Below are 11,966 nucleotides of genomic sequence, written 5' to 3' on the forward strand. Positions count from 1 at the left end.
AACACCACCATAAAAATGCCCGATAAGTATCATCTACTTATCGGGCATTTTTACATCAACCACGTTCAGGCTTTCAGCTTCAAAGAACAAGCTACTTTATCGAACCATAATACATACCGTGACTTCTTCACGATCATGATAAAGGTGCTTTATTTGATATTGATAACCGACGCCAGCTTTTCTTAGCATTGCCTCTATCGTCTGCAAGCACAAAGACACTTCTTGGTAACGTTTTTTCATTGGCAGCTTTAAGTTAAAAATAGCACGTCTTGTCCAACCACTTGCCAACCAGTGTGCCATCAACTCTGCCACTTTAATTGGTCGCTCCACCATATCACACACCAACCAATCAACAGTGTATGGCGGTTCGTACTTGAAGCCATCTGCTTTCTCATGCTGAACCAAACCTGTCGACATCAATTCTTTTTGCATTGGGCCGTTATCAATTGCAATAACATGAATGCCTTTTTTAACGAATTGATAAGTCCAACCACCAGGAGCAGCACCAAGATCTACAGCTGTCATACCTTCGGTTAGATCAGACTCAAGCGTTTGCTCCGGCACAAACTGTAAAAAAGCCTCTTCCAATTTAAGCGTAGAACGACTTGGGCCAGCCGCTGGAAAACGCAACCGGCGAATCCCCATCGGAAATTCACTACGACAAGCCGCGTATGACACACCTAAGTAAGCCGCTTCACCGTCCAACATAAACACATGGTGACGCACACCTACTGCCTTGTTGCGCAAAACGCCTGACTTTTTCCATCCTTCGCGCAACGGCTTCTCTAGTTTTTTAATCAGACCAGACAAAGACTTTGCTTCATTCGTATCTGCTGTTTCAATCCAGATTTCTTCTGCGAGCGGCAATTCACGAGCGGCTTCTAGCAAAGACTCAACTCGGCCACCCTGCTCTAATTCAATCACATCATTCACTGCGATAATCTGACGAGCAAATATAAGACGATTAAAGTTCAATTGCTGGATCAAAGTTTCGCCAGCATCAGGCTGATCAAAATTATACACAACATAACCAGCGTCCGGCACGACCTTAGCGTAGCCGTAAAAACCTTTACTACTCGCTACTTCGGACAACTCAGCCGCACAATCTTTTTCAAAACCCTGACGGCAATAAACCAACACATTTTTCATTCAAATTCCTTCTTAGCGAGCATTCAAGCTGACTAAGTTAATCAATTATTTTTTAGAGGGCCATTTCAATAAAGACTCATCAAACTGAGCAGTCACAAAATCCCCTAAATCTGGCGAAAACAACGCCCCTGTATTTGGCTTACAAACATAAACCTTATCTTCTCCATGCCAATCAAATTGCAATCTATAAGCATGAAGATAACCCCTATCCGACGATTCCCCACCGTATCTATCGTCGCCTAAAATTGGTGAACCAATACTTTTCAATGCTACACGAATTTGGTGAGTTTTCCCCGTTAAAGGCCGTACTATAAAAACCCTAACACCTTGATAAAATGAAGAAAAAAACTGAGTAACAGCCATATTTTCTCCATCTTTAGTCAGCTTCCACTGACCTCTTCTACTGGGTGACATACCACCAGCGATCATACCTTGTTTTTTTCTAGGCTTACGATTTGATAACGCTAAGTAGCGCTTCTCAACTTCATGCTTCTCAAACATCCTACCGAACTCGGCCGCCGCTTTTGCATGACACGCCACAATCAACAGACCTGAGGTCATTTTATCCAATCGATGTACAGGATAAAACGTTTGCTCAGGGTACGAAGCAGACAAAGAACGCATAACGCCCATCTCTTCGGACTCAGAATGAAAACTCATACCAGCGGGCTTATCTATCACCCAATAATCATCACAACGAAACAATATAGGAAGCAAATGAGCCTCATCACGAAAAAATAAAGAAAAAATTGATTAGCCAACAAGTTTATCCACAGAGAAAGTGGACAACTCATATGTCAATACAGAGAAGTAAATTTAATCTAATGTTGATAGTCTGATTGTACCGAAAGACGATTTCGACCACTACGCTTAGCGACATAAAGACCTTTATCAGCTTGTGCCAAAATCTCCTCATAGCGAGAAACACTAGGATCTATTCCAGCCAAACCAATACTAATTGTAACAGGAATAACAATGCCGTTTTCCGTTTCGATGAGCATATCTTCTACTGACTGCCTCATATGCTCCATCATTTCAGTTGCTTCTTTTATACCAGTGGAACGCATAATAACAATGAACTCTTCACCGCCGTAACGACCAATTTCATCTTGGAGGCGGATCACTGAGGCCATCATTGCCGACACTTTCGCCAGCACAAGATCACCCGCTTCATGACCAAAGGTGTCATTTATCTTTTTAAAGTGATCCAAATCCACGATACAGAATACACAAGATTCTCTATTGATCACTGAGTCCGCAAAAATATTAACGGCATCAGCCAGCACCTTGCGACGGTTAGACAAGCCCGTCAGTTCATCTTTTTCAGCAAGAATACGTAAATGGTGATTAACCGACTTCAAACGACTGATGACAAGGTTGATCACCATGGCAAAATTAAAGGTGACCGCAAAGAATACCAAAACAATAGATAACTCTTGGTCTGCTGAACTAAGATACAAGCCATTAGTGTGAGTCAATTCACAAACTAAAAATAACGCCAATGAGATACCAACAACCCAATATTTAACGGCTTGCCGATCTGTTCTAAAAACAACAAATGCATAAGCAATCACACTGATAAAGAACCAATGAAAACCACTGGCTGTACCAAAATAAAATAAACTGAGAATGGCTGTTTGGGCGATCTTAATAATAGGCATCAAGATTTGCGCTTTGAAAAAATGCCCAATTAAATTATACCTAAGACCGACTAAGGCCATCAGTAAACTTAAACTAGAAAGGATGGTAACAGAGTACATCTGGCGAAAGGTAAATACAGCAATCAATAACAAACAGCCCACACAAAAGATCATGTAAGAGAAGTTTACTACGTGCTTTTGATTGAGGTCATTTTCAAACTCATCCTCAAAATTAATATGCAAAAGCGCATTTATGAATTGCTTTACCGATGAAAACACAACTCTCCGTATCTATTTGTCTGCAATAATTAAAATTACGATTAAACCGCGGTATTCATCACCCAATACGTACAAAAAAAACAGATTTCTATAATGTGCAGGCTAAAAAGCGTACTTTACAGAAAAGCGTTCGTTTTTTCTATAAATTAAGCCAAGTAAGAAGCTTATCGCTTGAGTTTAACAGCGTATTTTAAGATGATGTCAAAAACAGCACGAATGACCCTCTATTATTTTACGCCCCCCAAGCACAGTACCAAACAACACATTCATTGGCATGAAACTTGATAGCTATTAATAGCAAAAAGGCAAAACATTAACTGATCGGTCAAACATTACTAAAAAAGCCAAACAATGCCCCAAAATAAAGCAGATAAAGAGCAAAAACAGTGCACTCCACCCCTAATATCATTATTGGTTACGACCACTTTAATGTTTTTTAATCATTCAAAAAATAAGGTGTTAGTACATTGAAAAAATACAATTTGGTATCACGCCTTGAGTTAACAAACATCACCAAGCAATACCCTGGTTGCCTTGCTAACGACAATGTAAGCCTCACCCTCATGCCAGGAGAAATTCACGCTCTACTGGGAGAAAATGGAGCAGGGAAAAGCACCTTGGTCAAAACCATTTATGGTGTTGTCGCCCCAGACAAAGGAGACATCATTTGGAATGGAAAAGAAGTATCTATCAAATCACCCTCCGTTGCTCGTGACCTCGGCATTGGGATGGTGTTTCAGCATTTCTCATTGTTCGAAACCTTAACCGTTAGTCAAAATATCGAATTATGCTTAAGCAAGGCGCAATTAAATGAAATCGGAGATTTAGGGGAAAGAATCACCAAACTCTCTGAAGAATATGGTTTAAACGTAAAACCAAGCCGTTATGTACATTCACTCTCAATAGGCGAAAGACAACGTGTTGAAATAATGCGCTGCCTAGTTCAATCCGTAAAACTACTCATCCTGGACGAACCAACCTCCGTACTAACCCCCCAAGAAGTATCAGGCCTATTTGACGTTCTACGTACACTTTCTAATGAAGGTTGCAGCATTTTGTTTATCAGCCACAAACTTCATGAAGTCACAGAAATTTGCCATAAAGCCACCATTTTACGAGGCGGTAAAGTCGTTGATACCTGCATACCACAAGATGAAACACCGGCCTCTATCGCAAAAATGATGGTAGGCGACCTTGCCGAACAAGATGCGGGCTATGCAAAAAAAGAAGGCACGGTAAGCATTTTTAATATTGAAGACTTATCTCTACCAGCCAAACAGCCTTTTGGCACGGCGCTTAAAAACCTTAGTTTCGAATTAAAGTCAGGTGAAATTCTCGGCATTGCTGGCGTTGCAGGCAATGGTCAAGACGAATTGATGGCCATTATTAGCGGCGAAGATGAACGCACAGTGAACAACAGCATCTCACTTGATGGCGCAGACATTAGTCACTTACATGCTGGCGAGCGTCGAAAGCTTGGCATGGCATACGTTCCAGAAGAACGTTTAGGTCGAGGCGCAGTTCCAGACATGAGCTTAACTGAAAACACCCTGCTAACTCACAGCGAAGGCTTCATCAAAAATGGTCTAGTCGACTGGCCAAGCATCAAAGACTACACCAGCAAACTGATCGCAAAATATAAAGTGAAATGCCACGGTGAATTTTCAGAAGCAAAAAGCCTGAGTGGCGGCAACTTACAAAAATTCATTATGGGACGAGAAATTGGACAGAACCCTAAAGTATTGATCTGTGCCCACCCTACTTGGGGCGTCGATGTAGGCGCAGCTCTCGCCATTCACCAAGCCCTATTAGAACTGCGAGATAAAGGCGCAGCCATCTTGCTGATTTCAGAAGACATAGACGAATTATTTTTACTGGCCGACCGAATGGCAGCGGTATGCGACGGGTATTTATCCCCTGTTGTGAAAACCGAAAACACCAACATAGATCAAATAGGACAATGGATGGCAGGCACCTTTATAGGCAATGCGTCAGTCTCTAACAAACAGGAGACAACAGCATGATTCATATCCAAGCTCGTACTGAGCCAAGCTCACTAATGAAGATTGCTTCACCGCTCCTTGCTATTGCACTAACCTTGGTGTTCGGTTGCGTTCTTTTCTCTGCCATCGGCAAATCACCGACACAAGCATTGCATGTCTTGTTAATCGCACCACTGGCGGACAGTTACAATATAGGTGAAATGTTTGTCAAAATGGGGCCTCTTCTGCTCTGTGCTGTCGGCCTATCTTTATGTTATCGAGCTAATTTATGGAACATTGGTGCAGAAGGACAGTTATTAGCAGGCGCACTCGGTGGCTCAGCAATGGCGCTTTACTTTGGCGATTCCAACTCCCTCTTTGCCCTACCAGTAACTTTATTAGCAGGGATAGTATCCGGCATGCTCTGGGCAGCCATTCCCACCTACCTAAAGCTGCGCTTTAACTCAAACTTAATATTAACCACCATCATGTTTAACTACATTGGCCTGTATCTTCTTATTTGGGCGGTCCATGGTCCATTGCGTGACCCGCAAGGCTTTGGCTTTCCCGAATCAGCAATGTTTGCCGATGCCACGCTTTTACCAACGCTATTTGAAAGCAGCCGTATACACCTTGGTGTCGCGTTTGCCGTCATATCCGCGTTTATCGCTTGGTTTATTTTGAGTAAATCTCATCTTGGCTTTCAGATACGAGTTTTTGGCTCCGATGAACCGGCAGCCAAATACGCAGGCTTTAGTGGTAAAAAATTAAGCTGGATGGTGATGTTATTTGCTGGTGCGTTAGCGGGTTTAGCGGGTGTCAGTGAAACCACAGGCCCCATTGGCCAGCTAGTGCCTAACGTCTCCCCTGGCTACGGCTATTCCGCCATCATTGTGGCGTATCTAGGACGGTTACACCCACTTGGCGCTATTTTAGCCGCCGTGTTCATGGCGGTTCTTTACATGGGTGGAGATTTAGCACAAATCGAAATGGGCATTCCCGTTGCCGTAGTAAGCATGTTCCAAGGCGTTTTATTGTTTTTCCTTTTAGCGTGTGACTTTTTTATTAACAACCGACTCGCCTTTTCCAATCAAGCGACAAACTAGGAGACTATTTTGGACTCAGATCTAATCGTACAAATATTGTTTGCCGCTGTAAAAACCGGCACCCCGTTGCTTTTTATTGCTCTAGGCGAGGTCATTTGTGAAAAATCAGGTATCTTAAATCTAGGCCAAGAAGGCATGATGCTAATGGGCGCCGTGGTTGGCTTTCTAGCGGCCTATGGCACTGGAAGTGCTGGTTTAGGCGTTCTCGCAGCCATGATAATGGGTTGCATAATGAGCTTAATTTTCGCCGTCCTTGTTCTGCACCTAGGCGCAAATCAAGTCGCGACAGGACTGGCTTTAACCATTTTCGGTACGGGATTAAGTGCTTTCATTGGCTCTGGCGTGGTAGGTCAAACCATTCAAGGCTTTCAACCCATTGCCATCCCACTGCTATCAGACATTCCGTTTATAGGTCGCATTCTCTTTAGCCATGACATATTGGTTTACACCTCTTTTGCCATGACCTTTATTCTTATGTTTGTGGTCTACAAAACACGCATTGGCCTAACCTTAACCGCGGTCGGTGAAAACCCGCACGCAGCCAATGCCATTGGCATAAAAGTGCTAAGAGTGCGTTATCTAGCGGTTATGTTTGGCGGTGTAATGGCGGGCATTTCTGGCGCCTATATGTCGCTTGTTTATACACCTATGTGGGTAGAAAACATGACAGCAGGACGCGGCTGGATAGCGCTTGCCTTAGTCGTCTTTGCATCGTGGCGTATCGGCAGAATCATGCTGGGTGCCTACCTCTTCGGTGTGGCAAGCATTATGCATTTAGTACTTCAAGGGTTAGGTTGGTCAATTTCGCCAAACCTACTGGCAATGCTGCCTTATGTCGCCACCGTAATCGTCATGGTGATCATAAGCGCGGATAAGTTTAAAGAAAAATTATTGGCCCCTAGGTCCTTAGGGAAAACCTTCGACCCAAGACAAATGGCTTAAGCGAAAAGAGTTAATACCATAAATAAAATGCCTTCGGGCACAAAAGGAGCAAGCAATGAAACTTAAAAGTATCTTAGTAAGTTTAGGGCTTTTAGCGGGAGCAAGCTTTGTCCAAGCTGATGATCCACTAAAAGTAGGTTTTGTCTATGTTGGTCCCGTAGGTGACTTAGGTTGGAGTTACGAACACGATAGAGGACGTAAAGGCATAGAAGAATATTTTGGCGATAAAGTAAAAACCACTTACGTTGAAAACGTGCCTGAAGGGGCTGATGCCGAGCGTGTTATCACGCAACTAGCAAAAGCCGGCAATGACCTTATCTTCACAACGTCTTTTGGTTTCATGAACCCAACCGTGAAAGTGGCCAAACGCTTCCCTAACGTGAAGTTTGAACACGCGACTGGCTACAAACTTTCTAAAAACTTAGGGACTTACGTTCTTCGCACTTACGAAGGCCGTTATGTTTCAGGTGTTGCTGCGGGCATGATGACCAAAACCAATACCATTGGTTATATCGGATCCTTCCCAATCCCTGAAGTTATCCGCGATATCAACGCGGCTTACATGGGCGCCAAAAGTGTTAACCCTGATGTGAAGATGAAAATTGTTTGGGCGAATACTTGGTATGATCCAGGTAAAGAAACGGACGCTGCTAACGCGTTAATGGACCAAGGTGTAGATGTCATGCTACAACACACCGACAGCCCTGCACCGCTGATTGCGGCAGAAAAACGTGGCTTGCGTGCCATTGGCCAAGCTTCAGATCAGAGTAAATTTGCGCCAAACGCACACATTTTCTCTGTTCGTGATGACTGGGCTCCATACTACATTAAACGAGTACAAGCCGTTATGGATGGCACATGGGACTCTAAAGATTTCTGGGGCGGCTTCCATGAAGACATGTTGTCTCTAGCCTCTATTAACCCAAATCTTCCTGCCGCGGTACGCACTAAAATTGATGAAACTTACTCGGCTATCAAATCCGGTGAATTTAAACCCTTCACAGGACCAATTAAAGATAACAAAGGCAACATCGCTGTACCTGCCAATCACTCTTTAACAGATGTCGAGCTTGCCCAAGTAAATTGGTACGTTGAGGGCATTACTGACGAAATTCCTCGTTAAGACCTACCATGCTTATATACAGCCAGCCCCGCTGGCTGTATATTCTGCCGTTTTTTTCTAATCGCTATTCTTAAACACAGCCAACCATTCTTTTTCAACTCAGGTTTTATCGCTATATTTAAGAATCAAAGGCAAAGCAACGAAAGGTAATCTATGGACAATCTAATCGAACTATCAAAGAAAATGCCCAAAACAGAACTTCATCTCCACATTGAAGGCACCTTTGAGCCAGAACAGATGTTTGCCATAGCTCAACGAAATAATGTCAAACTAAAGTACAGTACAGTAGATGCTTTAAAGGCGGCCTACCAATTCACTAACCTACAAGATTTTTTAGACCTTTATTACCAAGGCATGTCTGTCCTGCTTCACGAAGCCGACTTTTATGACCTTACCATGGCCTATTTGGAAAAAGTAAACAGTGAAAACGTCGTACACGTAGAGATTTTCTTTGATCCACAAGGCCACTTATCTCGAGGAGTCAGTTTTGACGTCCAAATTCGAGGCATTTACAACGCCTTGCAAGATGCAGAGAAAAAATGGGGAATGACATCCAAACTCATTATGTCCTTCCTACGACACCTCAGTGAAGAAAGTGCTTTTGACACTCTTGAACAAGCAAAACCTTACCTTAGTTGGATTGATGGTGTTGGATTAGACAGCTCTGAAGTCGGACATCCACCAGAAAAATTCTTACGCGTTTTTGAAGCCTGCAAAAAACTCGGCTTAAAAGTAACCGCGCATGCAGGTGAAGAAGGTCCACCAGAATACGTTTGGCAGGCCATAGATCAAATTGGCGTTGACAGAATTGATCACGGCAATAGAGCGTTAGAAGACGATAAGCTTATCGATACGATAAAAGAGCGTAATTTAACTCTGACGGTTTGCCCACTTTCTAATTTAAAACTGTGCGTCGTCAATGACATGAAAGATCACCCTATTAGAAGCATGCTGAAACTTGGGCTAAACGCTACCGTCAATTCTGATGATCCAGCTTATTTCGGCGGTTACATGAACGATAACTACACATCTTTGATTAATGACACTGGCATTAGTAAAGAGGAACTATTTCAACTCGCTAAAAATGGCATTACCGGCAGCTGGATGGAAGAACATCACAAAGAACAGCATTTAAAGCAATTAAACAGCCTATTTGCATAAAGCATTTTATCCACCACATTGATGACAATAAGTGTTCGAATTAGTCACTCTTTTTAGTCAATGTGGTAAGATGCCATTTTTTATATTACCTAACTGAGCCGCCTCCATGTCAAACACAATCCTTCTTGATGATACCTTCTATCGTTTACCTAGCAGCGACCGCTATGAGCACGTTTTAAACCTCGTGAAGAAAGGTGCATCTGTATGGACGCTGGCGGACGCAGAAGGCTGTTTAATCATTGATCTTGGTAGCGATAAAGTACTACCGATTTGGCCTGCGGAAACCCTAGCAACCGCTTGGGGCGAGAAAGATTACCAAGGATTCAATAGCCTAGAAATTAACGCTGCCGACTGGGCTGAGAAGTGGCTGCCAGGCATGCAAAATGATGGCTTCTCTGTTGGTGTCGCTCCAAACCTAGCTGGCGAATGCATCGTTTCTTCCGCTGAAGAACATGCTGCAGACCTACAAGGTTAAGCCAGAACGCCAACTTAAGACAAACACGCTTTGCACTTTCAATTAAAAACCCCAGTTAAAAAGGGTCGACTATTAAAAGGCCACCGAAACAAACGCACACAACTTGCTGTGTGCGCTTCTTTGCTTGCTGTTTTTCTTATTTACTTTGGCCCTCTCTTCTCCCAAATAAGCAACGCCCTTTCACCCCAACCAACCACGATACAAATGTCGATGGAAAGTATGGCTATGTCAGGGCACAACCATGCAAAAATGCTTTCAGAGCAAGCAAGCAACACACAGGTAAGCTCAGCACATATTAGCCACCATGGTCATCACGGACACGGCGAAAGCGCCAACTTACTAGAAGCCTGTGGCTATTGCTCTCTACTCTTCCACTTAAACTGGATAGACGCAAAAAACGTTGAGCTAATCCCCCTAGAACACATTCGCTACCCACACATCACAACAAAGACCCTTTCGCACAAGCATCATCTAACTTTTCCTTCCCTCCTGCCTAGGGCACCACCGGCCCTTATGAGCTAACACAACCAACAACAAAACAATGACACGCCAAATCGGACTCGACTTAAGCCGATCATTTTGCGTGCGCCTTTTATATTTCAGAAAAGTGAGATTTCACGCTCAGAGGCGTTACCTAGTCCTTTTCTATGAAACGAGTAATCAACATGTCGATCAAACCAAATAAGACCTCAGAGTCTTCTTCTAATGCTATGTTGCTACTAATTACGCGACTGCATTTTTACATCGGCCTTTTTATTGGGCCATTTATCTTTGTAGCCGCCCTCACTGGCACTATTTATGTCATCACTCCACAACTTGAGAACGTCCTTTATAAAGACGTCCTGACAACGCAAAGTAAGGGAGAAAGCAAACCTCTTGCCGAGCAAATTGCCGCTGCAAAATCACAGTTAACAAGTGACCTGACCTTATTCGCTGTTCGACCCGCACCTGAACAAGGCGACACCACACGCGTTATGTTTCTTGATAAAGAAGCTCAGCTTTCCGGTGCAAGAGCACTGTTTGTAGACCCCGTAACACTAGAGATAAAAGGCAATCTGCCTGTCTATGGCACAAGCGGCATACTGCCCTTTAGAACAACCCTAGACTTTATGCATCGTCAGCTACTTTTGGGCGAAGCGGGACGCTACTACAGCGAACTGGCAGCCTCTTGGCTTTGGATAGCGGCACTGGGAGGGCTTTTCTTGTGGTACAAAGGTGGTAAGAAAAATAAAGCTGAATTTGCCAACAGAACCAGCCATCTACGCAAACGCCGCAAACATTACCAAGTGGGCTTGTGCCTTTTTATTGGTCTTGTGTTTGTTTCAATTACTGGCTTAACTTGGTCAAAATGGGCTGGCGCAAACATTAGCACATTGCGCTCAAGCATCGGCTGGGTAACACCATCGGTTAACCAAGATCTTACCGCCAACGTGAACCACCATGCTGGCTCCAATATGCACGAAGATCACCCAAATCATGCAAGCCATCATCCTATGACGGCAAAGAAACACATCACTGAAAAGTTTGAAAATGTCGACATACTGTTTGATGGTGTTCTAAAAGCAGCAAGAGATGCTGGCATTGATGCGAATAAGTTGGAAATCAGACCCTCATCCACAAAAGACAAAGCATGGCGAGTCAGTGAAATAGATCGCTCATGGCCGACTCAGGTAGACAGTGTGGCAGTAGATGCCAGCACCATGACAGTAACGAGTCGTGCAGACTTTGCCAACTTCCCTCTTGTTGCTAAGCTGATTCGCTGGGGCATCGATGCGCATATGGGCGTTTTGTTTGGGGTAATTAACCAGATCATTCTTACCCTTTTTGGGCTCTCCCTTTGCTTTATGATCATCTTAGGCTACAAGATGTGGTGGATTCGTCGCCCACAGGCTGGGTCGACTTCTAAACCACTGCTACAGACCTGGTCTAAACTGTCTACTTTACAGAAGACACTGACCCTAATTATCGCTATTGCTCTGGGCATCAGCATGCCGGTGATGGGCGTCAGCTTATTAGTTTTCTTACTAATTGATGTCGTTCGCTGGAAGTACCAATAACAATTAAAACTTCACCGGGCTGTTTTCTCAGCTCGGTGAACCCTTCAATTTC

General features: G+C 43.7%; 11 protein-coding genes. 8 read left to right on the forward strand and 3 right to left on the reverse strand.

The genetic code is table 11. The features are described from left to right. Positions 1–96: 96 nt before the first annotated feature. The 3 genes from rlmM to DFP75_RS05365 form a co-directional block, all read right to left on the reverse strand. The gene (gene rlmM / locus DFP75_RS05355) at positions 97–1,149 is read right to left on the reverse strand and encodes a 23S rRNA (cytidine(2498)-2'-O)-methyltransferase RlmM (RefSeq protein WP_110573040.1); all 1,053 of its coding nucleotides are present in this window, start codon (positions 1,147–1,149) and stop codon (positions 97–99) included. A gap of 45 nt (positions 1,150–1,194) precedes the next feature. Next, complete coding sequence (locus tag DFP75_RS05360) at positions 1,195–1,866, reverse strand: TIGR01621 family pseudouridine synthase (RefSeq protein ID WP_110573042.1); 672 nt, start codon at positions 1,864–1,866, stop codon at positions 1,195–1,197. A 104-nt stretch (positions 1,867–1,970) separates the two neighbouring features. Then, a complete protein-coding gene (locus DFP75_RS05365; RefSeq protein ID WP_110573044.1) occupies positions 1,971–3,068 on the reverse strand; it encodes a GGDEF domain-containing protein in 1,098 nt (365 codons plus the stop codon). A gap of 467 nt (positions 3,069–3,535) precedes the next feature. Between DFP75_RS05365 and DFP75_RS05370 the strand changes: the two genes are divergently transcribed. From DFP75_RS05370 to DFP75_RS05405, 8 genes are all read left to right on the forward strand, one after another. Next, entirely contained in the window at positions 3,536–5,092 is a 1,557-nt protein-coding gene (locus DFP75_RS05370) for an ABC transporter ATP-binding protein (protein WP_110573046.1), read from the forward strand. After that, entirely contained in the window at positions 5,089–6,156 is a 1,068-nt protein-coding gene (locus DFP75_RS05375) for an ABC transporter permease (protein ID WP_110573048.1), read from the forward strand. Before DFP75_RS05370 ends, DFP75_RS05375 begins: the two co-directional genes overlap by 4 nt. A 9-nt stretch (positions 6,157–6,165) precedes the next feature. Beyond that, on the forward strand, positions 6,166–7,098 hold the full coding sequence (locus DFP75_RS05380) for an ABC transporter permease (protein ID WP_110573050.1): 933 nt from the start codon (positions 6,166–6,168) through the stop codon (positions 7,096–7,098). A gap of 55 nt (positions 7,099–7,153) precedes the next feature. Beyond that, a complete protein-coding gene (locus DFP75_RS05385) occupies positions 7,154–8,221 on the forward strand; it encodes a BMP family ABC transporter substrate-binding protein (RefSeq protein WP_110573051.1) in 1,068 nt (355 codons plus the stop codon). A 153-nt stretch (positions 8,222–8,374) separates the two neighbouring features. After that, positions 8,375–9,382 (forward strand): adenosine deaminase, encoded by a 1,008-nt coding sequence (locus DFP75_RS05390; protein WP_110573053.1) that lies wholly within the window; start codon positions 8,375–8,377, stop codon positions 9,380–9,382. 106 nt (positions 9,383–9,488) lie between these two features. Then, positions 9,489–9,857 carry a DUF2750 domain-containing protein gene (locus tag DFP75_RS05395; protein ID WP_110573055.1) on the forward strand — a complete coding sequence of 123 codons (369 nt, stop codon included), beginning with the start codon at positions 9,489–9,491 and terminating at the stop codon, positions 9,855–9,857. 108 nt (positions 9,858–9,965) lie between these two features. After that, positions 9,966–10,379, forward strand: a complete 414-nt coding sequence (locus DFP75_RS18775; protein WP_368073958.1) for a DUF2946 domain-containing protein — start codon at positions 9,966–9,968, stop codon at positions 10,377–10,379. Between the two features lie 143 nt (positions 10,380–10,522). Further along, complete coding sequence (locus tag DFP75_RS05405) at positions 10,523–11,914, forward strand: PepSY-associated TM helix domain-containing protein (RefSeq protein WP_110573059.1); 1,392 nt, start codon at positions 10,523–10,525, stop codon at positions 11,912–11,914. Positions 11,915–11,966: the final 52 nt, after the last annotated feature.

Source organism: Marinomonas alcarazii (assembly GCF_003208215.1).
GTDB classification, from domain to species: Bacteria; Pseudomonadota; Gammaproteobacteria; order Pseudomonadales; family Marinomonadaceae; genus Marinomonas; species Marinomonas alcarazii.